Source organism: Cryobacterium psychrotolerans (assembly GCF_900101115.1).
Classification (GTDB): Bacteria; Actinomycetota; Actinomycetes; order Actinomycetales; family Microbacteriaceae; genus Cryobacterium; species Cryobacterium psychrotolerans.
The window spans coordinates 1-25,779 of the sequence record NZ_FNFU01000021.1 but is presented as its reverse complement, the minus strand read 5'-3'; the positions used below and the strand labels follow the sequence as shown (position 1 = coordinate 25,779).

Genomic DNA, 25,779 nt, shown 5'->3' with positions numbered 1-25,779 from the left:
GCGCCCTGGACCCCGCGACATCCCTGACCTGACCAGCCATACTGTGAGCATGTCGACGCTGGCCTCACGCCGGGACGTGATCCGGATTCGGCTCGTCCGCCAGGGACTTTTCGACGGCCGGCTGCGCGGCGTGACGGAGGTCACGGACCGCCTGCTCGCCCTCCAGGCCCAGGACTACGCCGCCGCCAAGTGGGCCCTCGGCGTGCGTGCGCCCGGCACGACGCTCGCCGACGTCGACGCCGCCATCAACTCCGGCCGGATCGTGCGGTCCTGGCCGATGCGAGGCACGCTTCACTTCGTTCCCGCCGTCGACCTGGGCTGGATGCAGCAGCTCACGGGCCCGAGGATTGTCTCGCGTTCCCGCACGCGGCACGCCCAGCTCGACATCGACCGCGACGTCATCGAACGGGCCAGGGCCGTCGCGGTGCATGCGCTGTCCGGCGGCCGCGAGCTCAGCCGCGCGGAGTTCCTGGCCGTCCTCGAAGAAAACGGGATCGGCACCAGCGGCCAGCGTGGCTACCACCTGATCGGGCATCTGGCCCTCACCGGGACGCTGTGCTGGGGCCCGCAGCGCGGCAGACAGCAGGTGCTGGTGCTGCTGGACGAGTGGGTGCGCTCCCCCCGGCGACTCGACCGGGACGAGGCCCTCGGGGAATTCGTCCTGCGCTATTTCGACGGGCACGGGCCGGCGACGCTCCGGGACTTCGCCTGGTGGTCGCAGCTCACCGTCGCCGACGCTCGGGCGGGACTCGCGGTCGCCGCGGACCGGCTGGCCGAGCTGGTCGTCGACGGCGTCACCTACTACCTGGCGGCCGCGGCGGACACCGGCGACGCCGACGAGGCCAAGGGGCATCCAACTCAGCGCAGCCCCCTGCTTGCGCTGCCCGCCTTCGACGAGTATCTGATTGGCTACCAGGACCGCAGCTTCGCGATCGACGACGGCAGCCTCGGCCGAGTCGTTCCGGGGGGCAACGGCATGTTCCTTCCGCTCATCCTGGCATCCGGGCGGGTGATCGGCACCTGGCGGCAAACAAAGACGGCGCGGTCCGTGAGCCTCGAGCCGAGACCGTTCGACCCCCTCTCGGCCGGCCAGGCGCGGGAATTCGAGCGGGCCGTCGCCCAGTACGCGCACTTCCTGGGCCTCTCAGTGGGCGGCAACCCCACCGCCGCGCCCACCGCCGCGCCGGCCGCCGCGCCGGCGGAGCCTGAGCCGCCACTAGCCTAGGAAGGTGCGACTAACGGCGAGCCTGCGAACCTCCAGCCGGGTTCCCCTGCTCCAGGCTGTGAAGACCGCGGTGGCGACCGTCCTGGCCTGGCTGATCGCGCAACTCCTGCTTCCCGGCGAGCTGCCCATCTTCGCCGCCATCGCCGCGCTGCTCGTCGTGCAGCCGAGCATCAACCAGTCCGTCGGCAAGGCGGTCGAGCGCAGCCTTGGTGTCATCGGCGGTGTGATCATCGCCTACGGCGTCGGCCTGCTGTTCGGCCAGTCGAGCTGGATCGTGCTGCTGACGATCGTCATCTGCATCCTGCTCGCCTGGGCACTGAAGCTGCCGCCCGGGTCGGCCAACCAGGTTCCGATCAGCGCCATGCTCGTGCTCTCGATCGGCACGTCCACCCCCGCGTATGCCCTCGACCGGATCATCGAAACCGTCATCGGCGCCGGCATCGCCCTCATCGTCAATGTGCTCATCGTGCCGCCCGTGCTGCTGGGGCCGTCGCACGGGGCCGTCCGGCGGCTTGCCGGGGAGGTGGCCGACACGCTCGACCGGCTCGCGGCGGCACTTCGCTCGCCCCAGCGGCCGTTCGCGCTCGAGGAGCTGATGCTCACCGCCCGCCTGCTCCGTCCCATGCAGGAGGCGGCGGAACGCGCGATCAAAGACGCGGAGGAGAGCCTCGCCTTCAACCCCCGGCAGGCCAAACACCGTCGGGTGCTGGACGCCGACATCGAGGAGTACAAGCGGCTGAAAGCGCTCGTCACCCGCAGCATCGGCATGACCCGCGCGTTCCGTGACCACTACGACGATGCGCTGAACCTTGAGCCGACCGTGCAGGCCTTCTCCCAGGAACTCGGCCGGGCCGCGCACGATCTCCGACTGCGCGCGCCCGGAGCGGATGCCGCGGCGGGCGAACGCATGCCGTCGCCGGGCGAGCCCGCCGCCCTGACCGCACCGCTGATCATCCGCACCCCGCACCCGGAGCACTGGATCCTGATCGGATCCCTGATGGAGGACCTTCGCCGGGTGCGCGAGGAAATCGTCGGGGAATAGCTCGGTTAACGGCCCGACGGGGCCCCGCCGTGTGGCGAGACCCCGTCGATGGTCGAAGACCTAGTCCTGCTTGAGCACGGCCTGGAGCTCGAGGGTGATGGTCACCTTGTCGCCGAGCAGGAAGCCGCCGGTCTCGAGGGCCGCGTTGTAGGTGAGACCGAAGTCTTCGCGCTCGACCTGGGCCTTGGCCGTAGCGCCGGCCTTGTAGTTGCCGTAGGGGTCAACGGCGAAGCCGCCGAATTCGAAGTCGAACGTGACCGGCTTGGTCACACCCTTGATGGTGAGGTCGCCGTCGACGAGGAAGTCGCCCTTTTCCTCGCGCACGCCGGTCGACACGAAGTTGATGGTCGGGTAGGTCTCGGCATCGAAGAAGTCGCCGGTGCGGAGGTGACCGTCGCGGTTCGCCTCGTTGGTGTTGATCGAGGCAACCGTGGCCGAGGCCGAAACGGTCGAGTCGAGCGGGTTCTCGCCGGTGACGAAGGTCGCTTCGAAGCTGTCGAAGGTGCCCTTGACCTTGCTGATCATGATGTGGCGAATGCTGAAGCCGACCTCGCTGTGGGTCGGGTCGATCGTCCAGGTGCCGGCCTTGTAGCCGGGGATGTTCGTGATGCCGCTCATGCGTGCTCCTCAGGTCCGTGGGGCGACACAGGTAGCGCCCTCAGGTATATGCAAGCGCATATGTTCTCCAGTTATTCCGAGAACGAAAAAAGAATCTTCAGCCGACCGGAACGAACGGCCCGGTGCTGCCGGACAGCGTCCGGCGGAGCACCAGCAGCCTGCGGACGTCGTCGTCAATCGTGGCGAGGGGGATCCTGCCCGAGTCGACGGCCGCAGCGATTCCCTTGATCATCAGCGGGATGTCGACCCCGGCGGCAGCCGGATCGGCGGGCAGCACATAGAGCAGCATCGTGTTACCGGCGGCGAGGGCCGAGATCGCGTTCTCGACCGGGTCGGCGTACTGGGGCAGGCCGCTCTGCTGGAGCATGAGCATGTCGTCGGTGATGGCCACGCCGTCGAACCCCAGCTCGGTGCGCAGGATCGCATGCCACTCGGGAGACAGGCTGGCCGGGCGGGGGTCGACGGCGGTGTACGCCAGGTGGCCGAACATGACCACCTCCGCCCCCGCGGCTATCCCGGCGCGGAACGGCGGCGCTACCTCGGCCAGCCAGTCGGAGCGGCCGAGTGCCGTGGAGGGGACGCCCCGGTGCGAGTCGCCGTTGGCGGCGCCATGTCCGGGAAAATGCTTGAGCGTGCTCAGCACCCGGCCGTGCTCACCGGAGACGGCAGCGGCGACCCGCTGTTCTCCCTGCGCGGTATCCGTTCCGAGTACCCGGTCGTAGATGAAGGAGTGCGGATCGGGGGTGACGTCCGCGACGATGCCGAAATTGAGGTTGATCCCGGCGCCGGCGAGCAGGGTCGACCGGCTGGTGAACGCCTCGGTCGTCGCCCGCGCCGGCAGCGACTTCAGCAGGTCGGCGCCGGATGCCCGATCGCCGGGCAGGCGGGACACCGTTCCGCCCTCCTGGTCGATGCCGAGCAGGAGCGGCAGCCCGGGGTCGGAGCTGACCCCGGCCGTCAGCGCGGCCAGGTCGGCCGTCTTGGTCGGAACGTTGTCGCCCATCAGGATCAGCCCGCCCAGGCCGTGGGAATCGGCGAAGGAACGCAGCTCCGCGGCATCCGTTCCCGGTCGGTGCAGCATCAGCAGGCTGGCGACCTTCTCGGTCAGGGTCATCGACGCGAGCCGGTCGTCGGCATACGCCGCCACGCGTTCAGCGGATGTCTTCCGCGGAGCGGTGAGACCGCCCGGCTGGCCCGGAGCGGCAGGGGTCGTGCAACCGGCGAGCGCCAGGGGGCCAGCAGCACGGCGACGGCGAACGCTCCCAGTGCGCGGAGGCGCCGGGTCGCACCCCGCACTCGCCTGCCCCCGGTCATCAGCCAAGGCTAACCCCGCCGCGGCTCCCCTCCCACCTCCCTCCGGGTTGAACTGCGGAAAAAGTACCTTCGTGGCGCCGGGGAAGGTACTTTGTCCGCAACTGAGCGCGCGATCCGGGCTCCGCAATACACTCGGGGTTCGAACGGGAGGTGACGTGTGGGGATCCAGGACATGGGCAGCGAAGCCGTGCTGATCGCAGCGGGCGGCCGTTCAATCCTGCTGCAGATAGCCGATCCGGCCATCGGGCACGGCGTCGCCGGGCACAGCGACTTCGCCGCCAGGCCGCTCGACCGGCTGCGCGGAACCCTGACCTACGTCTACGCCGTCACCTTCGGCACGGAGGAGGAGGCCGCGCAGGCCACCCGCCAGGTGAACCGCGCCCACGGGCCGGTGCGAGGCGACGGCGCCGACGGCACGCCCGCCTACAGCGCCTTCACCCCCGAGCTCCAGCTCTGGGTCGCCGCGACCCTGTATGACTCCGCGGTGACCATGCACGAGCTCGTGTACGGCCCGATGGAGGACGAGGTGGCCGACACCGTCTACCGGGAGTATGCGAGCCTGGGCACGGCCCTGCAGGTGCCGCCGGACCTGTGGCCGCCGGACCGCGCGGCTTTCCGGGCCTACTGGCGGCGGCGGCTCACCGAACTGAGAACGGATGCCACGACCCGGGCCGTGGCCGTGCAGCTGCTTCATCCGCGAACCGGGCCGGTCTGGCTGCGCCTGGCGATGCCGCTCGGCCGTCTGCTCACCGTCGGGCTCCTGCCCCCGGAGGTGCGCCGGCTCTACAACCTCCCGTGGTCGGCCGCCTCGCAGCGCCGGTTCGATCGCACCGTGCGCCTCATCGCGGTGGTCTGCCCGGCACTCCCCCGCCGGCTGCGGCACTGGCCCAAGGAGCACTTCCTGCGCGCCCTGCGCGCGTCGGTGAAGCCGGGCACGTCGGAGTAGCGACCCCGTAGGCTCGACAGCATGACGGATAGCGCCACACCCCGCCCCTGGCGCAGAACGCCGGTCACCGACCTGCTCGGCATCGACCTTCCGATCGTGCAGGGCGCCTTCGGCGGGCTTGCCTCCGTGCCGCTCGCCGCGGCCGTCAGCAACGCCGGCGGGCTGGGCTCGGTCGGGCTCTACGGCTGCGACCCGGAGCGCATCCGGGACATCGCCGGGCAGCTGCGCACCCTCACGGACCGGCCCTTCGCCCTGAATCTCTGGCTCGAGTTCGAGGAAAGCAGCGACCTGCGACCCACCGAGGCCGAGTTCGCCTCGTGGCTCGAGCCGCTGGCCCCGTATTTCGCCGAACTCGGGCTGGCACTGCCGAGCCTGCCGGAGCGTTTCCTGCCCGGCTTCGACGAGCAGTTCGATGCGCTCCTGGCCGCCCGACCGGCCGTGGCGAGTTTCGTCTTCGGGGTTCCCCCGGCGAGCGTGCTCGAGCGGTGCCGCGCGGCGGGCATCCGCACGGTCGCCACGGCCACGACGGTGGACGAGGCGGTAGCCCTCGACCGAGCCGGCGTGGATGCGATCGTGGCGACCGGATTCGAGGCCGGCGGGCACCGGGTGTCGTTCCTCCGCCCGGCCGAGGACTCCCTGACCGGGCTGTTCGCGCTCGTTCCCCAGGTCGTCGACGCCGTGAGCGTGCCGGTGATTGCCGCCGGGGGCATCGCCGACGGCCGAGGGATCGCCGCCGCGCTCGCCCTGGGCGCCGCTGCCGCTCAGCTGGGGACCGCGTTCCTCGGCACCGACGAGTCCACCGCGAGCACCGAGCACAAGGCGCTCCTGTGGCACGAGGACGCCGCGCACACGACCCTGACGCGAGTCTTCAGCGGCCGCCTCGCCCGCGGCATCCCCAACCGGATGCTGCGGGAGCTCACGATTGCCGCCCGGACGGCGCCCTTCCCGGCCCAGAACTGGCTCACCGGGCGCCTCAAGCAGGCCGCCGTCGCCCAGGGCAACACCGATCTCGTCTCGCTGTGGGCGGGGCAGGCGGCGCCGCTTCGCCGGGGCGGCCCCGCGGCGGAGCTCGTCGCCGCGCTGGCGGCCGAAACCGACGAAGTCACCGGCCACGGGCGATAGTCTGAAGACCCCTGATCATCCTGAGGTTTTGACCATGCAGCACTCGGCATCCGACCAGCCCGCCGCGCTCGACAGCATCGATCGAAAGATCGTTGCCGCCCTCGCCCGCGACGCCCGCCTCTCGATGCGTGCCATGGCCGAACTGGTTCACATCTCGCGCACTTCGGCGCACACGCGCGTGCAGAACCTCGTGCGTCGGGGCGTCATAACCGGGTTCGGGGCGCAGATCGACCGCAAGTCCCTCGGGCTGCACGTCTCCGCCCTCGTCGTCGTGAAGATCGGGGACGTCTCGTGGGCCGTTATCGCTTCGAAGCTGGCCGAACTGCCCTTCGTCGAGAAGGCCCAGGCGGTCAGCGGCGACATCGACATCATCCTCACCGTCAGCGCCCCGGACCACGAGCAGCTCAGCCAGGCCATCCTGCGGGACATCCACAGCATGCCCGGCGTGATCTCCACCCGCTCGCACCTGATCCTCGAGGAAATCGCGGGCCACTCGCCCGGCGAGACGCCGGACATCTGGCGCTGAAAACGCGTTGATCCCAGCCGTTTGTCACGGCCGCGACCAACACCGTGCCAATCGTTCACAACTGTCCCGATGATGCGGTCAGCGGGGCGCGCATGCCGCACGATTACGTCATGAGCCTCAACGTCGAGAGTGCGCCCGTGTTAACGCAGGCGGCACCCACACCCCTCCGATTGATCGATGACGCCGGCCGTGCGGTCGATCCTTCCGAGGCCGGCGGCTTCGCCCTGCCGGCGCCCGACATCCTGCTTGGCCTGTACCGACGGATGGTCGTCGCCCGTCGTTTCGACGTGCAGGTGACGGCCCTGACAAGGCAGGGACGCCTCGCGACCTACCCCTCCGCGCTCGGACAGGAGGCCTGCGAGATCGCGGCCGTCGCCTCGCTCAGAACCGACGACTGGCTCTTCCCGACCTACCGGGACAGCATCGCCCTGCTGACCCGCGGGGTGCCGCCGGAAGACATCCTCGCCTCGTTCCGCGGCGAGTGGCACAGCGGCTACGACTACTACCAGCACAAAATCGCCCCGCAGGCCACCCCGCTGGCCACCCAGGCGCTGCACGCGGTCGGCCTGGCCACCGCGTCGAAGCTCAAGGGCGACCACACGGTCGCGCTGACCCTGCTCGGCGACGGCGCGACCAGCGAGGGCGACGCCCACGAGGCGTTCAACTTCGCGGCCGTCTGGCAGGCGCCGGTCGTGTTCCTGGTGCAGAACAACCAGTTCGCGATCAGCGTGCCGCTGGACAAGCAGATGGCCTGCCGCACGATCGCCGACAAGGCCATCGGCTACGGCATGCCCGGCTACTTCGTCGACGGCAACGACGTCGCTGCCATGTATGCGGTCGTCTCGGCCGCCGTCGACACCGCCCGGAACGGCGGCGGACCGTCTCTGATCGAGGGACTCACCTACCGGATGGAGGCGCACACCAACTCGGATGACCCGACTCGGTACCGTGACTCCTCGGATGTCGAGGTCTGGCGCGGCCGCGATCCGATCGAACGCCTCGAGAAGTACCTCGTCTCCGTGGGCGTGCTGACGGACGGCGAACGGGCCGGTATCACCCGGGAGGCCGAAGAACTCGCGGCTGCGACGCGTGAGTGCATGACGAAGACAGCCGTCATCGACCCGCTCGAGCTGTTCGAACACGTCTATGCCACCCCCCGCACGGCCCTCGCCGAGCAGCGGGACTTCCTGGCGAACGAAATCGCCGAGCACGAGGCTGCGGCCGCCAAGACGACGGGTGAAACGGCATGACCTCGCACAGCAGCACGACGCACGAGAGCTCCACGACCGCACCGGCCACGCGCCCGGCCGCCCCGATGACCATGGCCGCGGCACTGAATGCGGCCATCCGCGACGCGATGGTCGACGACTCGTCCGTCGTGCTGTTCGGTGAAGATGTCGGCCCGCTCGGCGGCGTCTTCCGGGTCACCGACGGGCTCTACGCCGAGTTCGGCGAGACCAGGGTCAGCGACTCCCCGCTGGCCGAGTCCGGGATCATCGGGACCGCGATCGGGATGGCCATCTACGGCCTGCGCCCGGTGGTGGAGATGCAGTTCGACGCCTTCAGCTACCCGGCGTTCGAGCAGATCGTCTCCCACGTTGCCAAGATGCGCAACCGCACCCGCGGCAAGATCCAGCTGCCGATCGTCATCCGCATCCCCTACGCCGGCGACATCGGCGGCGTCGAGCACCACTCCGATTCCTCGGAGGCCTACTGGGCATCCACGCCGGGCCTCACCGTGGTGACTCCGTCGAACCCGGCCGACGCCTACTCGATGCTGCGCGAAGCCATCGCCAGCGACGATCCGGTGATCTTCATGGAGCCCAAGAGCCGCTACTGGTCGAAGGCTGAGCTCGCGCTGCCGGTGCGGACCGCGCCGATGAGCACCGCCGTTGTGGTGCGGGAGGGCACCGACGTCACGCTCATCGCCTACGGTCCGACCGTCAAGACCGCGCTGGCCACCGCCGAACTTGCCACCGAGGAGGGCCTCTCGATCGAGGTCATCGACCTGCGCAGCCTGTCGCCGTTCGACGATGCGACGGTCAGCGCGTCCGTGCGCAAGACCTCCCGCGCCGCCGTCATCCACGAGGCCGCCCAGTTCGGTGGTTACGGCGCCGAGGTCGCGGCCCGCCTCACCGAACGCAACTTCTACTACCTGTCCGCGCCGATCCTGCGCATCACCGGGTTCGACATCCCCTACCCGTCGCCCAAGCTCGAGGAGTACTTCCTGCCCACGCCCGACCGTATCCTGGCCGCACTCGGAACCTGGGAGTGGTCATAATGGGACGCGATTTCCTGCTGCCCGACCTCGGTGAGGGACTCACCGAGGCCGAGGTCGTCAACTGGCTGGTCGCCGTGGGCGACACGATCGCCATCGACCAGCCCGTCATCGAGGTCGAATCGGCCAAGTCGATCGTCGAGCTGCCGTCGCCGTTCGGCGGCGTCGTCGAGAAGCTCTTCGGCGAGGTGGGCGAGGTCATCCACGCCGGCTCGGTGCTGCTGACGGTGGCGGATGACTCCGCCGCCGTCGCACCCGCCCCCGCGACCGTTCCGCCCGTCAAGGCTGCTGCCCCGGAGGACCCGGCCGGGGAAACCGGGCGCCCGCTCGTCGGCTACGGGCCGGGCGAAAGCACCCGCGGGGTTCGCCGGCCTGCCGGTGGACGATTCGGCCGGCCCGCTGCGCCGACGGAGGCTCCTGCGCCGGCCGCCGCTGCTGCTGCCCCGGCTACTCAGGCCGCCGCAGCTCCGGCCGCCGCTTCCCCGGCCGCCGCTTCCGCCGCTCCCGCAGTTCAGGGCCCGGCCGTCGCGCTGCTCGACCCTGCCCGCCGGTCGCCGGTGGTCTCGCCCCTCGTGCGTCGGCTGGCCAGGGAGAACGGCTTCGACGCGAGCCAGCTGAGCGGGAGCGGCGCTCAGTCCCTGGTGCTGCGCGGCGATGTGGAGTCGTACATCCGCGGCCGGCAGGCGTCGGAACAGGCCGTCGCCGAACCGGCCGCAGCGCCCACCGCAGCGCCCACCCAAACCCCGGCGCGATCTGCCGACCGGCCGGTCGCGACGCCGGCCCTGCCTGCCGCCGTGCTCGAAGACATCCGTATCCCGATCACCGGGCTGCGCAAGGTCGTCTCGCAGCGCCTGACCACGTCCCGCCGGGAAATCCCAGAGGCGACCATCTGGATGGACGTCGACGCCACTGAGCTGTTCGTCGCCAGGGACCGCCTGCTCGCGGCCACCGGGGAACGTTTCAGCGTGACCGCGCTGATTGCCCGGTTCGTGGTCGCGGGGCTGCGGAAGTACCCGCTGTTGAACTCCTCTGTCGACACCGCGAGCCAGGAGATCCTGCAGCACGCGGCGATCAACCTCGGGCTCGCCGCGCAGACGTCACGCGGACTCATGGTGCCGGTCGTGCACGGGGCGCAGGCGATGACCACGCGGCAGCTGCGCGATGCCATCGCCGGCATCGTGGCTGCGTCGGCCGACGGAACCTTCCCGCCCAGCACCCTCACCGGCGGAACGTTTACCCTGAACAACTTCGGCTCCCTCGGCGTCGACGGGTCCGCGGCGATCATCAACCACCCGGAGGCCGCGATCCTCGGCATCGGGCGGATGATCGAACGCCCGTGGGTGGTCAACCACGAGCTCGCTGTGCGCACCGTCGTCGAATTGTCGATGGTCTTCGACCACCGGGTCTGCGACGGCGGAACCGCCGCCGGATTCCTCACCTACATCGCAGGCTGCATCGAGAACCCCGTGGCGATGCTCGCCGACCTCTAGGACCCGCCTCGCCGTCGCGCTGAGTTGCGGAGAAGGTACCTTCGTTGGCAAATTGAAGGTACTTTTTCCGCAACTCAACCTGAAAGTCGCCCAGTACAGCTAGACCTTGGCGACCAGGGTGAGCACGTCGTAGGTGGCGACGACCTCGTCGTTCTGGTTGTGCAGCACGGCGTCCCAGCGCACCTCGCCGTACTCCTCAGTCTCGCGCGGCGTGATCCGCTTGGCCGTGAGGGTGACGCGGATGCTGTCGCCGGCGGCCACGGGGGTCACGAAGCGCAGGCGCTCGAGGCCCGAATTCGCCAGCACCGGGCCGGGCGCGGCATCCACGAACAGCCCGGCCGCCCAGGACAGCAGCAGGTAGCCGTGCGCGACGATCCCGGGGAAGAACGGGTTCGCCGCGGCAGCCTCCTCGTCGGTGTGCGCGTAGAACTTGTCGCCGGTGGACTCGGCGAACGCGGTGATGTCGTCCAGAGTCACCGTGCGCAGCCCGCTGGCCACCTGGTCGCCGACGCGGAGCTCGGCGAGGGACTTGCGGAACGGGTGGATGCCGGTGCGCACCATGGCTCCGGTGTGCCACTCGCCGGTGATGGCGGTGAGCATGTCGGGCGAACCCTGGATGGCCGTGCGCTGCATGTGGTGCAGCACCGAGCGGATGCCGCCGAGCTCCTCGCTGCCGCCGGCCCGCCCGGGGCCGCCGTGCACGAGGTGCGGGACGGGCGAGCCGTGCCCGGTGCTGCTGCGCGCGTCGTCGCGGTCGAGCATGAGCACGCGGCCGTGGTGGGCGGCGATGCCGAGCACGAGGGCCCGGGCGACCTCCGGGTCGTGGGTCGCTACCGTCGCGACCAGGGAACCGCCGCCGAGCGCGGCGAGGGCCACGGCGTGGTCGAGGTTGTCGTATTCGATGATCGAGGCGACCGGGCCGAAGGCCTCGATCTCGTGCACGGCGGCGCTCTCGGCGTCGTCGAACGCCAGCAGCAGCGGGCCGACGAACGCGCCGGCCGGGTCGGTGCCGTCCGGGGCATCCAGCGAGCCCATCACGATGCGGCCGCCGCCGTCGACCAGGCGGGCGGCGCTGGAGAGCACCTCTCCGCGCTGGTCCATGCTCGCGAGCGGCCCCATCGTGACGCCCTCGGTGCGCGGGTCGCCGATGCTGACCCGCTTGCCGACGCGCTCGGTGACGGCGGCGACGATGTCGTCGCGCATCCCGGCCGGCACGATGACGCGGCGGATGCTGGTGCACTTCTGGCCGGCCTTCGACGTCATTTCGGTGACGACGGATGCGACATAGGCGTCGAACTCCGGGGTGCCGGCGACGGCATCCGGGCCGAGGATCGCGGCATTGAGGGAGTCGGTCTCGCTGGTGAACCGCACTCCGCCGTGCACGATGTTCGGGTGCGATTTGAGGGCGCGGGCGGTGGAGGCCGAACCGGTGAAGCCGACGAGGTCGCGGTAGTCGAGGTGGTCGATCAGGTCGCGGGCGCTGCCGGAGACGAACTGCAGCGAGCCGGCCGGCAGGATGCCGGAGGCGAGCATGTGGCGCACGATCGCCTCGGTGAGGTAGCCGGTGGGTGTTGCGGGCTTGACGATCGAGGGCACGCCGGCGATGAAGGCCGGCGCGAACTTCTCAAGCATGCCCCAGACCGGGAAGTTGAACGCGTTGATCTGGCAGGCGACGCCCGGGATGCGGGTGTAGATGTGCTGGCCGCTGAACGACCCGTCGCGGGAGAGCGCCTCGACGTCGCCGTCGACGTAGACCTGGCTGTTGGGCATCTCGCGACGCCCCTTCGAGGAGAGCGTGAAGAGCACGCCGATGCCGCCGTCGATGTCGACCATCGAGTCGCGCTTGGTCGCGCCGGTGCTCGCGGAGAGCTCGTAGAGCTCCTCCTTGACCCCGCCGAGGTACTGCGCGAGCTGCTTGAGCAGCAGGGCGCGCTGGTGGAAGGTGAGCTTTCCGAGCGAGGCCTGGCCGACCGTGCGGCCGTGTTCGACCACGGCGGCGAGGTCGAGCCCGTCGGCGCTGACCTTCGCGACCTCGGCCCCGGTGCTCGCGTCGAGTACGGACTGGGTCTTCGCGCCCTCGGCGGGCGACCACCAGGCATCCTTCACATAGCTCGGCACGACGGTGCTGGGGGCCACGGTGGTGGGTTCGAGGAGTGTCATGATGCGTCCTTCCAGTCGAAGAAGCCGCGGCCGCTCTTGCGTCCGAGGTTTCCCTGCGCGACCATGTCGCGCAGCAGTTGTGGTGGGGCGAACCGGTCGCCGAGGGTCTTTTGCAGGTGTTCGGCGATGCCGAGCCGCACGTCGAGGCCGACGATGTCGGTGGTCTTCAGCGGGCCGACCGGATGCTTGTAGCCGAGCACCATGGCCGCATCGATGTCCTCGGGGCTGGCGACGCCCTCCTCGACCATGCGGATGGCCTCGAGGGCGATCGCGACGCCGAGGCGGGAGCTGGCGAAGCCGGGGGCGTCGCGCACCATGATCGGGGTCTTGCCGAGGGCGCTCACCCAGCCGCGGGCGAGGTCGGCGAGTTCCGGGCTGGTGCCCTCCCCCGTGACGACCTCGATCAGGGTCGACACCGGCACTGGGTTGAAGAAGTGCAGTCCGATGAAGCGTTCGGGGCGGTCGAGGGCTTCGGCGAGTTCCGTGATGGAGAGCGACGAGGTGTTCGAGGCCAGCCAGGCGGTGGGGGCCAGGTGCGCCTCGACCGTGCGGAGCGCCTGGGTCTTGAGCGCGGGGATCTCGGGCACGGCCTCGACGACGAGCCCGGAGCCGGCGAAGGCCGCGGCATCCGTGGAAACGGTGAGCCGGTTGTCGAGGTCGGCGCGGGTGGCGGACACTGTGCCGCGGCTGAGCGACTTGTCGACGGCCGACATGACCCGGTCGCGGGCGGCCCGGGCCGCGTCGTCACCCTGCTCCACGACGGTCACCCGCGCCCCGGCGAGCAGGAAGGCGTGGGCGATGCCCGCGCCCATCCGGCCGCCGCCAAGCACTCCGACCAACGCGGGCACGCCGACAGACGCCGGCACGCCGACAGAATCGGGCACACCGGCCGTGTTCGGCAGGCCGAGGGCCTCCTGGGCTGTCGTCATCGCTTCTTCCTTTCCAGGAACGCGGTCATGCGGGCGAATTTCGCCTCTGATTCGAAGAGCACGGCCTGCGCCTCGTTGTCGGCCTGCGGATGCGCGTCGGCCGGGGCGTGGAAGACCTGCTTGGCGATGCGCGTGGCGAGGGGGTCCTGCTTGGCGATGCGGTCCGCGAGGGCGTGCGCGGCGGCGAGGAGGGCGCCCGGCTCGTGCACCTCGGTGACGAGGTGCACGGCCAGCGCCTCGTCCGCGTTCAGGATCCGGCCGGCCAGGATGATCTCCTTAGCGACGGGCTCCCCGACGAGCTCCGCGAGGCGCCAGAGCGCCCCGGCGGCGGGGATGATGCCCAGTGCGGTCTCGGGGTTGCCCAGGCGCACCGTGGTGGAGGCGATCCGGAAGTCTGCGGCGTAGGCGAGTTCCGCGCCGCCGCCGAGCGCCCAGCCGTCGAGGGCCGCGATCACCGGCATCGGTAGGCGGGCGATCCGCCCGAACAGGCCGGAGTTGATGCCCTGCAGCGCGTCGGCCGCGCGTCGTTCGCGGAGCTGGGCGATGTCGGCTCCGGAGGCGAAGATTCCGCCCGCGCCGGAGATGATCAGGATGCGCGGCTCGCGTTCGAGTTCGGCGCAGACCAGGTGCAGCTCGTCGATCATGGCCTGGTCGATCGCGTTGCGGACCTCCGGGCGATTTAGTCGCACGTGCAGCCGGTCCGGGCCCCGGTCGACGAGCAGGGTGGAGAACTCCCCGGGCACGGAATCCGCGGGCACGGCATCCGCGGGCACGGCATCCCCGGCCATCTAGACGAGCTCCACGAGCAGGGACGCACCCTGGCCGACACCGACGCACATGGTGGCGATCCCGCGCCGGGCGCCTTCGCGCTCCATCCGGCCGAGAAGCGTGATCAGGATGCGGCTGCCGGACGAGCCGAGCGGATGCCCGAGCGCGATGGCCCCGCCGTGCCGGTTGACGATCTCCGGGTCGAGGCCGAGCCGGCGGATCGTGGCCAGGGACTGGGTGGCGAAGGCCTCGTTGAGTTCGACGGCGTCGATGTCGCCGATGGTCAGCCCCTGGCGGCCGAGCAGCTTCTCGGTGGCCGGGACCGGGCCGAGGCCCATGATCTCCGGTGCCAGGCCGGCGCTCGCTCCGCCCACGACGCGGGCGCGGGGGGTGAGCCCGAGCCGGGCGATGGCCGACTCGCTGGCGACGATGATAGCGGAGGCGCCGTCATTGAGGGAGCTGGCGTTGCCCGCGGTGACGACGCCGCCGGGGCGCACGACCGAGCGGAGCCCGGCCAGCTTCTCCAGGGTGGTCTCGGGCCGGGGGCCTTCGTCGTCCAGGACGAGGCCGGCCTTGGTCGGCACGCCCACGATTTCCGGCGCGAAGGTGCCTTCGGTGCGGGCGGCCACGGCCAGCCGGTGGGAGCGCAGGGCGAAGGCGTCGGCATCCTCGCGTGTGATCCCGTCGCGGGTGGCGACCTCTTCGGCGGTCTCCGACATGGAGAAGGTGGCCTTGTCCCTGGCGGTGAGGCGCGGATTGGTGAAGCGCCAGCCGATCGAGGTGTCGACGATCTCGCCGGGCTTGGCGAAGGCCTTCTCCGGCTTGGCCAGCACCCAGGGCGCGCGCGTCATCGACTCGACGCCGCCGGCGATCACCAGGTCGGCTTCCCCGGCCTTGATCATGTTGGCGGCCATGTGCACCGCGGACAGGCCCGAGGCGCAGAGCCGGTTGACCGTGATGCCGGGCACGCTGTCGGGCAGTCCGGCCAGCAGGATCGCCATCCGGGCGACGTTGCGGTTGTCTTCGCCGGCCTGGTTGGCCCCGCCGAGGATGACCTCGTCGATCAGGGCCGGATCGATGCCGGAGCGGGAGACGACGGATGCGAGCACGAGCGCCGCGAGATCGTCCGGCCGCACCCCCGCAAGCGCTCCGCCGTATCGGCCGATGGGAGTGCGGACACCATCGACGAGGAATGCTTCGGACATGGCTCCATCACCTTCGACCTACGAATTACTAACTGACCGTTCGTTCCGTAAAGAATGTCACAGGAATGGCCGGGCGGTCAAACCGCGTCGGCTCGCCCGTGGCGGCCGGCTAGAAGAAGTCGTCGGGAGTGCCGGCGGCCTTCGTGACCTCGTCGGTGTTGACCCGCGCCGCGTTGAGCTTGGCCATTGCGACGCGGAGACCGGACTCCATCTGCGCGGCCCAGACCTCGGTTTCCCGGCTCGCCGTGACGGCGGCATCCGCCCGCTCCAGGGCCCGTTCCTTCTCGGCCCGTTCGTTCTTCACCTGCTGGATGCTGAGTGTGACGCCGTAGTACGCGGCGACCATCGACGCGATCGGGGTGGCGAACACGGCCAGCGCGTTGATGGACTCGTTCGTGACGCCCACGACCATGAGCACGATGAACGCGATCGCCAGCGCGCCCATGGCCGCGAGGATGACGAGCGTCGTGCGCTGCGGAACCGCCGGGCGGGCGGTGGCAGAAGGGGCGGGGACGGGACGGGACGGCGCGGGCTCCGCGGTCGTGGCCGTCGGGTCGTCCGAGCGCCGGCCCTCCGCCACGGCGTGCGACAGCACTTCGGTCTCGGCGATCGGCAGCGTTCGGGTTGGCGTGGCTGGGGGCAGGTTAGTCATGTCTCACTCCGTCGTCCTGATGGTTGTGCGGCGTTGCCTGGGGCGGCTCGCCGGGGAACACGCGTTTATAGCTTCGCCCGTCGGGTAATTCGACCGTTCGGCTGGCGAGCCTGCCGCGGCTCACCTGAAGGTACACCGCCTGCGGGGTGATCCCGAGTTGCGCCGCCGCCTCGGCGACGGAGAGCCCGGGGAGGTCTGTCGGCACGCTGCTCGGGCGCGCCGCGCGCTTCCGTCCGGCATCCTGCCTGGCCGCGATTTCCTCGTCGCTGCCCTGCCAGCGCCACTTGGCGGCGGCGGGCTTCAACCCGGCGGCATCGGCGACCTGCTCCCAGCTTGCGCCCTGCTCGCGGGCCGCGCGCACGCCGGCCAGGCTGGCAGGGTCGGTGTCGAGGGCGACGAGCAGCGCGCGGATGGCGCGCAGCCGCTCGAGCGGCGCGGAACCGGTGTCGCCGTCGAGTTCGGCGAGGCGTACGAGCGCGGCGCTCGTTGTCGGTGCGAGAAAGATGCCCATGGTGGTCCTACGCTAGCGCGCGGCATCGAGCACGACGACGGCGTGCGGCGCGAGCAACAGGGAGCCCGGCTCGCGGCCGCGCACGGCATCCCCGGACGCAGCGAAGGACAACAGCACCGCGCCGGCCCCCGAGGGCACGGCGCGCGGTTCCACGCCGAAGTTGATCAGAACCTCGGTCTCGCCGCGGCGGAGGCGCAGCCAGTGCTCGGCCTCGTCGAACCGTACCTGTACCCGGTCGAACCTGGGGTCGGTGAAGTCCGGATGCCCGCGCCGAAGCGCACCGAGGGCCCGGTAGAACGCCAGCACGCGCTGGTGGCCCGGCTCGGCGAGCTCGTCCCAGTCGAGTCTGGAGCGTTCGAAGGTGGCGGGATCCTGCGGGTCGGGCACGACGTTCGGGTCCCAGCCCATCCGGGCGAACTCACCGATGCGGCCCTTCGCGGTGGCCTCGCCCAGCTCGGGTTCGGGGTGCGAGGTGAAGAACTGCCAGGGCGTCCGGGCCCCCCATTCCTCGCCCATGAACAGCATCGGGGTGAACGGTCCGAGCAGGGTCAGCGCCGCGGCGATCGCCAGCTGGCCGGCGTCGAGCCGGGCGGTCAGCCGGTCTCCGGTTGCGCGGTTGCCGATCTGGTCGTGGTTCTGCGAGCCGACGACGAGACGCCAGGCGGGCATCCGCTCGGTGTCGATGCGGCGGCCGTGCACGCGGCCGCGGAAGCTGGAGTACGTGCCGTCGTGGAAGAAGCCGCGGGTGAGTACCTTCGCCAGGGCCCCGAGCGGTTCGAAATCGGCGTAGTAGCCGACCGTCTCGCCGGTGAGCGCGACGTGCACGGCGTGGTGGAAATCGTCGCTCCACTGGGCGTCGAGGCCGTAGCCGCCCGCCTCCCGCGGCGTGATCAGCTGTGGGTCGTTGAGGTCGGATTCCGCGATCAGGGTGAGCGGACGCCCCGCCGAGGCGCTGAGGGCGGCGACCTCGGCGGCCAGCTCCTCGAGCAGGTGGGTCGCGCGTTCGTCGTGGAGGGCGTGCACGGCATCGAGCCGGAGGCCGTCGACGTGGTAGTCGCGCATCCACATGAGTGCATTTTCGATGATGTAGGCGCGCACCGGGTCGGAGTCGGGTCCGTCGAGGTTGACCGACGATCCCCAGGTGGTGCCGCCGGCCTCGCCGAGATACGGCCCGAAGACGGGCAGGTAGTTGCCGCTCGGCCCGAGGTGGTTGTAGACGACGTCCTGGATGACGCCGATGCCGGCGGCGTGGCAGGCGTCGACGAAGCGCTGGTAGGCCGCGGGCCCGCCGTAGCCTTCGTGCACGGCGTACCAGAGCACACCGTCGTAGCCCCAGTTGTGCGTGCCGTTGAAGGCGTTGACGGGGAGCAGCTCGACGAAGTCGACGCCGATCGACTTCAGGTGGTCGAGCCGGGCGGCCGCGGCATCCAGCGTCCCCTCGGGAGTGAACGTGCCGAGGTGCAGTTCGTAGATCGTGCTGCCGGCCAGTTGGCGGCCGGTCCAGGCCGCGTCCTGCCAGGAATGGGTCCCGGCGTCGAAGGTGCGGGACAGCTCATGCACGCCGTGCGGCTGCCGTCGGGAACGCGGGTCCGGATACGGCCCCTCCCCGTCCACCCGGAACCCGTAGTCCATCCCGACGCCCGCCCCGTCTGTCCCGTCTGTCCCGTCTGTCCCGTCTGTCCCGTCTGTCCCGTCGCCGCCCTCAACCGTCCCTCGCCACCATCCCCCTTCCCCCCGTTCCATCCCGCGAAACTGCAGTTGTGCGCGTTCTGGGGGCGTTTTAGCGCGCACAACCGCGGTTTCGCGGGAATCGGGGATGGGGTCGGGGATGGGGTCGGGGAAGGGGATGGGGAGGGGGAAGGCGAGGTCGACGGTTGTGGCGGCGGGCGCCCAGACCTCGAAGGTCACGTTCTGCGGCTTAGCGATCATGAGTGGAATTCCCCTCGTCATGGTGCGGCGCGGGCACGAGCAGCGCCACCGGGTAACGGCCGAGCAGGTCGGCGACGCGCAGCAGCCCGCCGTCGAACCGTTCGCCCGTGAGCACGTCGACGACCCGACGGCCCGCGAGCACGACGGCCGTGTCGCGCCAGCCGCCGGATGCCGCCAGGCCGATCGGCAGGCGGGTCGCCACGGTGATCGCCCCGCCGCGGTCGAACGCGACCACGTGATCTGCAGCTGCGCCGAGCACGTCGACGGGGGCGTAACGCACGAAGCGCTCGGCCTCGTCTCGCCGGAGGCGCAGGGCCCGTGCCGTGACCAGCAGCTTGGCGGCGCCGGATTCGTCGACCGGCGGCAGCCAGCCGCCGTCGATCCGGGCGAGCAGCTCGCGCCGCAGCCCGTAGTCGACCGGTCGGCGGTTGTCGGGGTCGACGAGCGACGTCTCCCACAGTTCGCTGCCCTGGTAGACGTCGGGAACGCCCGGCGCGGTCAGCTGCAGCAGCTTGGCCGCGAGCGAGTTGCTCCAGCCTGCCTGTCGCACGCGGTCGACGAACTCCTGAACCAGCCCGCGAACCGCCGGGTCGTCGACGGCGGCGGTGACGAGGGCCTGCATGGCGGCCTCGAATTCGGCGTTCGGTTCGGTCCAGGTGGTCGAGGTCCTGGCCTCCCTGGCCGCCTTGAGCGCGTAGGCGGCGAGCCTGTCCTTCGAGGCCGGCCACGAACCGACGATCGCCTGCCAGAGCAGGTTCTCGAACGGCGCGTCGCCGAGCGGGGCAGCCGCCCGCAGCTCGGCCAGGGTCGCTTCCCACTCGGCGGGGACCTCGGCGAGCACGGAAATGCGGGCGCGCACGTCCTCGCCGCGTTTCGTGTCGTGGGTCGACAGGGTCGTCATCGAGGTGGGGAATGCCGCCTGCCGCGCCTGCTGGCGCTCGTGGAATGTGGGCACGGCGACGGCGAACTCCTCCGGGTCGGCGCCCACCTCGTTGAGCGAGGTCAGGCGGCTGTAGCGGTAGTACGCGGTGTCCTCGACGCCCTTGGCCATCACCATGCCGGAGGTCTGCTGGAACCGCACGGCGGCCGGATGCGCCGGGTCGGCCAGCAGGGGCAGCAGCCGGTCGATCAGCGGGGCCAGCCCGGGACGGCGAACGCCCGCGAGCCGGGCGGCCGTCCGAAGGTCGGCGGCGCCGACCGGGAGGTACGACCGGTACACCGGGAACCAGGCCAGCAGCTCGGCGATCGCGTCGTCGGTGCCGGCCTCGGCGGGCAGGAGCCGGGCCAGGCGCAGCACCTCCGAGCGGAGGATCCCGTCGGCGATGGCGCGCTTGCGCCGGTAGACCAGCTCCGGCCAGGACAGTTCCGGCCGGCCGGCGTGCTGCCGGAGGCGTGTCTCCAGGGCGTCGAGCGGTGCCTGGCCGGCCGGGTCGACGAGCACGCGGTCGAAGTCGGCGAGGGCGTCGTAGCCCGTGGTTCCGGCGGTCGGCCAACTCGTCGGAAGTTGTTCGCGCCCCTCGAGGATCTTCTCGACCAGCACGTAGGCGCCGTCTGTGGCTTCGGCGAGCTGGTCGAGGTACCCGCCCGGATCGGCGAGGCCGTCGGGGTGGTCGACCCGGAGGCCGTGCACGAGGCCTTCCCGGAGCCAGCGGATGATCTCCGCGTGCGATTCCGCGAACACCCAGGGCACCTCGACCCGGATGCCGGCGAGGCTGTTCACCCCGAAGAAGCGCCGGTAGTTGAGTTCGGCGTCGGCCCGGCGCCAGCCCACGAGCTCGTAGTGCTGCCGGGCGTGCACGGCCTGGGCATCCGCCCCGTCATCGGCCGTGCCGGGAGCCAGCGGGAACCGGTGGTCGTAGTAGCGCAGTTCACCGTCGACGACCGTCAGTCGGCTGACGTCCTCGTCGTCGCCGAGCACGGGCAGCCGGATCCTGCCGGCCCCGAAGGACCAGTCGACGTCGAAGGCCTCGGCGTAGCGCGAGGCCTGGCCGTGCTGCAGCAGGTCCCACCACCAGGCGTTCAGCGCGGGTGTCTGCACGCCCATGTGGTTCGGGACGATGTCGACGAGGATGCCGTGCCCGGCCGCCGCCCCGGCCGCGGCGAGCCGGGCGAGTGCTGCGGCGCCGCCGCGTGCCGGATCGACCTGGGAGTGGTCGACGACGTCGTAGCCGTGGTCGGAGCCGTCCTCCGCTTTGAGCAGCGGTGACAGGTAGAGCCAGTCGGCGCCGAGGTCGCCGAGGTAGTCGAGCACGCCGGTGGCCGCATCGAGGTCGAAGCCGGCCGTGACCTGGAGCCGGTAGGTGGTGACCGGAGCCTTCACTCCGATTCCCTGGGCGTGGCGGCCTTGCGCCTCCCCGACGCGGGTTTCCTGGCCTGCGGGGCCGCCTCTGGCGACGGTTCGCCGGGCGGCGTGAACGCCGCCCCCGCGCTGAACGACGGCAGCGACGGCGACGCCGACTGCGCCGCCAGGGAGGCGGCGACCGAGTGGTCCGGAGCGACTTCCGGCGGCTGGTACGCGCGCAGCACGTGCAGCGATCGTGACGGCAGCGTCAGGGTCTCCCCGGCCGGCCGGGGCAAGGAGTCGGCTCCGGCGCCCGCCGTGTCGACCACGATCTCCCAGGCCCTGGCGTACTCCGCGCTGGGCAGGGTGAAGTGCACGTCTTCCGGATCCGCGTTGAAGAGCAGCAGGAAGTTCACGTCGATCACCGGCTCGCCGCGCACGTCGCGTTCCCGGATGCCGTCGCCATTGAGGAACATCCCGACCGTGCGGGCACGGTTCTCGTCCCAGTCCTGCTGCTGCATCTCCGCGCCGTCGCTGTTCAACCAGACGATGTCGGCCAGTGGGGCTCCGTCGACCCGTTTCCCGGGGTGGCCGTCGAAGAACCGGCTGCGCCGGAACGTCGGATGCTCCTTCCGCAGCCTCGACACGGCCGCGGTGAACTCTACCAGCGGCTGGTCCGCCTCGTCCCAGTGGATCCAGCTCAGCTCGTTGTCCTGCGCGTAGGTGTTGTTGTTGCCCTGCTGGGTGCGACCCAGCTCGTCGCCGTGCAGGATCATCGGCACGCCCTGCGACAGCAGCATCGTCGCGAGGAAGTTACGGTGCTGGCGGGCGCGCAGGGCGCGGATCTCCGGGTCATCCGTCGGCCCCTCGACACCGGAGTTCCAGGAGCGGTTGTGCGATTCGCCGTCCTGGTTGTTCTCGCCGTTGGCGTCGTTGTGCTTCTCGTTGTACGACACGAGGTCGTTCATCGTGAACCCGTCGTGGGCGGTGACGAAGTTGATCGAGGCCACCGGGCGCCGGCCGGAGTGCTCGTAGAGATCGGCCGATCCGGTGATCCGGGAGGCGAACTCCCCCAGCGTCGACGGCTCGCCGCGCCAGAAGTCGCGCACGGTGTCGCGGTACTTGCCGTTCCACTCGGTCCACTGGGCCGGGAAGTTGCCCACCTGGTAGCCGCCGGGGCCGACGTCCCACGGCTCCGCGATGAGCTTCACCTGGGAGACGATCGGGTCCTGCTGCACCATTTCAAAGAAGGTGGAGAGCTTGTCGACGTCGTACAGGTCCCGGGCCAGGGCGGAGGCCAGGTCGAACCGGAATCCGTCGACGTGCATCTCGATCGCCCAGTAGCGCAGCGAATCCATCATCAGCTGCAGCGAGTGCGGGTGCCGCACGTTCAGCGTGTTGCCGGTGCCCGTGTAGTCCATGTAGTGGCGCAAGTCACCGTCCATCAGGCGGTAATACGCCTCGTTGTCGATGCCCTTGAACGAGATCGTCGGGCCGAGGTGGTTGCCCTCCGCGGTGTGGTTGTAGACGACGTCGAGGATGACCTCGATACCGGCCGCGTGCAGCGCACGCACCATTCCCTTGAACTCCTGCACCTGCTGGCCTCGGTCGCCGCTGGCCGAGTAGGCGTTGTGCGGCGAGAGGAAGCCGATCGTGTTGTAGCCCCAGTAGTTGTTCAGGCCCTGTTCGACGAGGGTGCCGTCGTTGACGAACTGGTGCACCGGCATCAGCTCGATCGCCGTGACGCCGAGCTTCTGCAGGTGGTCGATGACCGACGGATGCGCGACGCCGGCGTAGGTTCCGCGCTGGTCCTCCGGCACGGCATCCTGCAGCTGGGTGAGGCCCTTTACGTGGGCCTCGTAGATGAGGGTCTCGCTGTAGGGGGTGTGCAGGGGCTGTTCGCCCTGCCAGTCGAAGTAGGGGTTGACCACGACGCCCATCATCATGTGCGGGGCGGAGTCCTGGTCGTTGCGGGAATCCGGGTCGCCGAAGTTGTAGGAGAAGAGCGCGGGATCCCAGTCGATCGCGCCGCTGGTCGCCTTGGCGTAGGGGTCGAGCAGGAGCTTGTTGGGGTTGGAGCGCTTGCCTTCGCCCGGGTTGTACTCGCCGTGCACGCGGTAGCCGTAGCGCTGGCCCGGCTGCGTGTGCGGCAGGTAGCAGTGCCAGATGAACGCACTTGACTCGATGACCTCGACACGGGTCTCGACACCGTCGTCGTCGAAGAGGCACAACTCGACGCGCTCGGCTGCTTCGCTGTACAACGCGAAGTTGGTGCCGCTGCCGTCGTAGGTTGCGCCGAGGGGGTAGGCGGTTCCGGGCCAGGTTTCCAAGGGACTCCTCCAGGGATCGGAGATCGGGTGGTCGGGTGAGAGACCAGCTGCGCCGGCGGGCTCACCAACGACGTTACCGCCTCGGGTCGCCGGGGGTCGGCGCGTTCGCAGCCAGGCGAGCGCGCACCAGGGGCGCGACCTCGCTGCCGTAGAGCTCGATGCTGGTCATCAGCTTCTCGTGCGGCAGGGTGCCCAGGCTGTACTTGAGGTCGAACCGGGACAGTCCGAGGCCCTCCGCGACCTTCGCGATCTTGGTGGCGACGGTCTGCGGAGAGCCGACGAAGAGTGCGCCGTCGGGGCCGGCGTCATGCTCGAACCGGTCGCGGGACATGGGCCCCCAGCCGCGTTCGCGGCCGATGCGCTCCTGCATGGCGGCGAAGTGCGGCCACATCTCGTCTCGGGCCTGCGCATCCGTCGCGGCGATGTAGCCCGGCGAGTGCTGGCCGATCGGCAGCGTCGTTCGGTCGAATTTGGCCAGCGCCCGGTGGTAGAGGTCCACGAGAGGCGCGAAAGACAGGGGCTCGCCGCCGATGATGGCCAGCATCAGGGGCAGGCCGTAGTGAGCGGCACGGATGACCGACTGCGGGCTGCCGCCCACGCCGATCCAGGTGCGGAGCGCCCCCGACTCGGTCGGCGGGAAGACCCGCTGCCGGTCGAGACCGGCCCGGGTCTCGCCCTGCCAGGTCACCGGTTCCTCGGTGAGGAGCTCGGTGAAGAGGTTGAGCTTTTCCTCGAACAGCAGTTCGTACTGGTCGAGTTCGTAGCCGAAGAGCGGGAACGACTCGGTGAACGACCCCCGCCCGAGGATGACCTCCGCGCGGCCGTTCGAGACCGCGTCGAGGGTGGCGAACCGCTGGAACACCCGCACGGGGTCGTCGGAGCTGAGCACGGTCACAGCGGAACCGAGGCGGATGCGTTCGGTCTGTCCCGCGATCGCGGCGAGCACGACCTCCGGGGCCGAGACGGAGAAGTCCTCCCGGTGGTGCTCCCCGATCCCGAAGAAGTCCAGTCCGACCTGGTCGGCCAGCACGGCCTCGGCGACGACGTTGCGCAGCACCTGCCACTGGGGCAGCGGCCGTCCGTCGGCATCCCAGGTGACGTCACCGAAGGTGTCCAGACCCAGTTCAAGCTCGTGTGTCATGCGGCAGGCGCCCTTCCGAGGTTGCGGTGCATGCATATGCATCCATCTGGTGAACCGCGCGCGCCCGCGCACTATTCCGCGGTGTCACTCCCCGCGCGTCTGGGTCGCGCTTCGCGTCCCCCGGTCGCGCCACCGCTGCCAGAGCCTGGTGAGGATCCGCCTCACGTAGGCGCCGAAACGGGCCGCCGCGGGAAACTCTGTGCCGAGCGTTGCGAGCCCGAGGAAGACGATCAGCCAGCCGGGACCGGGCAGAGGCACCAGGATCAGGCCGACAATGACGATGAGCGTGCCGAGCACCGCGATGCCGAGGCGATAGGCCCAGCGCAGCCGGGGGTAGCGTTCGACCCATTCCCGGGAGCGGCGCAGGAAGCGCCGGATCGGCTGCCTCGGGCTGATGCCGATCTCGATATCGCGTGGCAGACCATCGTTGCGTGCGAGGTCGTCATCGCCGGGGGGTTGTCTGGACACAACGGCCAGCGTAAACCGCAAGTCTGGGAGAGGGCTAGTGAACCGTCAGGCTCGGGACGAATCCGAGGCCGCTTCGAATGTCGGTGGTCGGGTATTGACTGTTCTCATGGACCTCATCACTGAGTACCTGACTTACCCGGACAATGCGTTCGGGGACGGAAAGCCCGAGCACGGCAAGCCCGAGGACAGCTCCGGCCGGCCCGGCGACGGGACGCTGGCCGAGCTGGTGGATGTCGTCGCAGCGACCGATCGGATGCTCGCGGCCGTGTCGGCCATGCGGGCCGACGCGATCGACCAGCTGCGGGTGCAGAGCGAGCGGGAGGCGCAGGCTGCGGCGAAACCGGCCGCGAGTCCGTTCGGCACGGGCCCGTTCAGCACGGGGCCTTTCGGGTCGGACGCGGCGAAGATGGCCCGGCGGTCGCTGGTGGCCGAGCTGGCCTGTGCGCTGCGGGTCCCCGAGGGCAGCGCGGAACGGCTCCTGGTCGAGAGCGAGTCCCTCGTGCACGACCTCGCGGCCACCCGCACGGCCCTGCAGCAGGGCGAGATCAGCTACCGGCACGCGAAAGCACTCATGGACCACGTCTGGTCCCTGCCCGAAGACGCCCGGGCCGGGTTCGAATCGGCTCTGCTGCCCGATGCCCGGAAACTCACCGTCGCGAAGTTCGACGGCACCGCCCGCAGAGCAAGGGAGAAGGCTCACCCCGACACGATCACCACCCGGCACGCGAAGTGCATCACCGACCGGCAGGTGCAGCTCGTGCCGGCCCGGGACGGCATGGCCTGGTTGAACGCGTACCTCTCCGCGGCCGACGCGAACTCGGTGTACGAGCGGATCAGCGGCGCC

The 25,779-nt window shown here is 70.4% G+C and carries 22 protein-coding genes; 9 read left to right on the top strand and 13 right to left on the bottom strand.

Translation table 11 applies throughout. The features are described 5' to 3' along the window. Positions 1 to 49: 49 nt before the first annotated feature. Both BLQ39_RS13490 and BLQ39_RS13485 read left to right on the top strand, forming a co-directional pair. The gene (locus BLQ39_RS13490) at positions 50 to 1,225 is read left to right on the top strand and encodes a winged helix DNA-binding domain-containing protein (RefSeq protein ID WP_092324695.1); all 1,176 of its coding nucleotides are present in this window, start codon (positions 50 to 52) and stop codon (positions 1,223 to 1,225) included. 4 nt (positions 1,226 to 1,229) lie between these two features. Next, positions 1,230 to 2,267 (top strand): FUSC family protein, encoded by a 1,038-nt coding sequence (locus tag BLQ39_RS13485; RefSeq protein ID WP_092324694.1) that lies wholly within the window; start codon positions 1,230 to 1,232, stop codon positions 2,265 to 2,267. 60 nt (positions 2,268 to 2,327) lie between these two features. On the opposite strand, the gene BLQ39_RS13480 is transcribed toward BLQ39_RS13485, so the two are convergent. After that, complete coding sequence (locus BLQ39_RS13480) at positions 2,328 to 2,885, bottom strand: YceI family protein (protein WP_092324692.1); 558 nt, start codon at positions 2,883 to 2,885, stop codon at positions 2,328 to 2,330. A gap of 97 nt (positions 2,886 to 2,982) precedes the next feature. Further along, the gene (locus BLQ39_RS13475) at positions 2,983 to 4,032 is read right to left on the bottom strand and encodes a glycoside hydrolase family 3 N-terminal domain-containing protein (protein ID WP_092324691.1); all 1,050 of its coding nucleotides are present in this window, start codon (positions 4,030 to 4,032) and stop codon (positions 2,983 to 2,985) included. Between the two features lie 339 nt (positions 4,033 to 4,371). On the opposite strand from BLQ39_RS13475, the gene BLQ39_RS13470 reads away from it, so the two are divergent. From BLQ39_RS13470 to BLQ39_RS13445, 6 genes are all read left to right on the top strand, one after another. Beyond that, the gene (locus BLQ39_RS13470) at positions 4,372 to 5,145 is read left to right on the top strand and encodes an oxygenase MpaB family protein (RefSeq protein ID WP_092324730.1); all 774 of its coding nucleotides are present in this window, start codon (positions 4,372 to 4,374) and stop codon (positions 5,143 to 5,145) included. A gap of 21 nt (positions 5,146 to 5,166) precedes the next feature. Further along, complete coding sequence (locus tag BLQ39_RS13465) at positions 5,167 to 6,267, top strand: NAD(P)H-dependent flavin oxidoreductase (RefSeq protein ID WP_092324689.1); 1,101 nt, start codon at positions 5,167 to 5,169, stop codon at positions 6,265 to 6,267. A 34-nt stretch (positions 6,268 to 6,301) separates the two neighbouring features. Beyond that, positions 6,302 to 6,793 (top strand): Lrp/AsnC family transcriptional regulator, encoded by a 492-nt coding sequence (locus BLQ39_RS13460; RefSeq protein ID WP_092324687.1) that lies wholly within the window; start codon positions 6,302 to 6,304, stop codon positions 6,791 to 6,793. 110 nt (positions 6,794 to 6,903) lie between these two features. Next, the gene (gene pdhA / locus BLQ39_RS13455; protein WP_092324729.1) at positions 6,904 to 8,043 is read left to right on the top strand and encodes a pyruvate dehydrogenase (acetyl-transferring) E1 component subunit alpha; all 1,140 of its coding nucleotides are present in this window, start codon (positions 6,904 to 6,906) and stop codon (positions 8,041 to 8,043) included. Continuing rightward, positions 8,040 to 9,074, top strand: a complete 1,035-nt coding sequence (locus tag BLQ39_RS13450; RefSeq protein ID WP_092324686.1) for an alpha-ketoacid dehydrogenase subunit beta — start codon at positions 8,040 to 8,042, stop codon at positions 9,072 to 9,074. The genes pdhA and BLQ39_RS13450 overlap by 4 nt, the downstream gene beginning before the upstream one ends. Next, a complete protein-coding gene (locus tag BLQ39_RS13445; RefSeq protein ID WP_092324684.1) occupies positions 9,074 to 10,561 on the top strand; it encodes a dihydrolipoamide acetyltransferase family protein in 1,488 nt (495 codons plus the stop codon). Before BLQ39_RS13450 ends, BLQ39_RS13445 begins: the two co-directional genes overlap by 1 nt. A gap of 99 nt (positions 10,562 to 10,660) precedes the next feature. Here BLQ39_RS13445 and paaZ read toward each other — a convergent pair whose 3' ends face one another. From paaZ to BLQ39_RS13390, 11 genes are all read right to left on the bottom strand, one after another. Continuing rightward, the gene (gene paaZ, locus BLQ39_RS13440; RefSeq protein WP_092324683.1) at positions 10,661 to 12,721 is read right to left on the bottom strand and encodes a phenylacetic acid degradation bifunctional protein PaaZ; all 2,061 of its coding nucleotides are present in this window, start codon (positions 12,719 to 12,721) and stop codon (positions 10,661 to 10,663) included. Beyond that, on the bottom strand, positions 12,718 to 13,650 hold the full coding sequence (locus BLQ39_RS13435) for a 3-hydroxyacyl-CoA dehydrogenase family protein (RefSeq protein ID WP_092324681.1): 933 nt from the start codon (positions 13,648 to 13,650) through the stop codon (positions 12,718 to 12,720). Before BLQ39_RS13435 ends, paaZ begins: the two co-directional genes overlap by 4 nt. Then, a complete protein-coding gene (locus tag BLQ39_RS13430) occupies positions 13,647 to 14,438 on the bottom strand; it encodes an enoyl-CoA hydratase/isomerase family protein (protein WP_092324680.1) in 792 nt (263 codons plus the stop codon). The genes BLQ39_RS13435 and BLQ39_RS13430 overlap by 4 nt, the downstream gene beginning before the upstream one ends. Continuing rightward, complete coding sequence (locus BLQ39_RS13425; protein WP_092324678.1) at positions 14,439 to 15,623, bottom strand: thiolase family protein; 1,185 nt, start codon at positions 15,621 to 15,623, stop codon at positions 14,439 to 14,441. 109 nt (positions 15,624 to 15,732) lie between these two features. Further along, positions 15,733 to 16,275 carry a hypothetical protein gene (locus BLQ39_RS13420; protein WP_092324677.1) on the bottom strand — a complete coding sequence of 181 codons (543 nt, stop codon included), beginning with the start codon at positions 16,273 to 16,275 and terminating at the stop codon, positions 15,733 to 15,735. Beyond that, complete coding sequence (locus tag BLQ39_RS13415; RefSeq protein WP_092324675.1) at positions 16,268 to 16,786, bottom strand: cobalamin biosynthesis protein; 519 nt, start codon at positions 16,784 to 16,786, stop codon at positions 16,268 to 16,270. The genes BLQ39_RS13420 and BLQ39_RS13415 overlap by 8 nt, the downstream gene beginning before the upstream one ends. Positions 16,787 to 16,798: 12 nt before the next feature. Then, positions 16,799 to 18,715 (bottom strand): malto-oligosyltrehalose trehalohydrolase, encoded by a 1,917-nt coding sequence (treZ, locus tag BLQ39_RS13410; RefSeq protein ID WP_241986923.1) that lies wholly within the window; start codon positions 18,713 to 18,715, stop codon positions 16,799 to 16,801. Continuing rightward, positions 18,705 to 21,035 (bottom strand): malto-oligosyltrehalose synthase, encoded by a 2,331-nt coding sequence (treY, locus tag BLQ39_RS13405; RefSeq protein WP_092324674.1) that lies wholly within the window; start codon positions 21,033 to 21,035, stop codon positions 18,705 to 18,707. Before treY ends, treZ begins: the two co-directional genes overlap by 11 nt. After that, positions 21,032 to 23,326 carry a glycogen debranching protein GlgX gene (gene glgX / locus BLQ39_RS13400; RefSeq protein ID WP_092324672.1) on the bottom strand — a complete coding sequence of 765 codons (2,295 nt, stop codon included), beginning with the start codon at positions 23,324 to 23,326 and terminating at the stop codon, positions 21,032 to 21,034. Before glgX ends, treY begins: the two co-directional genes overlap by 4 nt. A 73-nt stretch (positions 23,327 to 23,399) precedes the next feature. Next, positions 23,400 to 24,467, bottom strand: a complete 1,068-nt coding sequence (locus BLQ39_RS13395) for an LLM class flavin-dependent oxidoreductase (RefSeq protein ID WP_092324671.1) — start codon at positions 24,465 to 24,467, stop codon at positions 23,400 to 23,402. Between the two features lie 84 nt (positions 24,468 to 24,551). Further along, complete coding sequence (locus BLQ39_RS13390; protein ID WP_092324669.1) at positions 24,552 to 24,935, bottom strand: TIGR02611 family protein; 384 nt, start codon at positions 24,933 to 24,935, stop codon at positions 24,552 to 24,554. 106 nt (positions 24,936 to 25,041) lie between these two features. On the opposite strand from BLQ39_RS13390, the gene BLQ39_RS13385 reads away from it, so the two are divergent. Beyond that, the coding region (locus BLQ39_RS13385; protein ID WP_143006474.1) for a DUF222 domain-containing protein at positions 25,042 to 25,779 on the top strand (738 nt) is incomplete at its 3' end.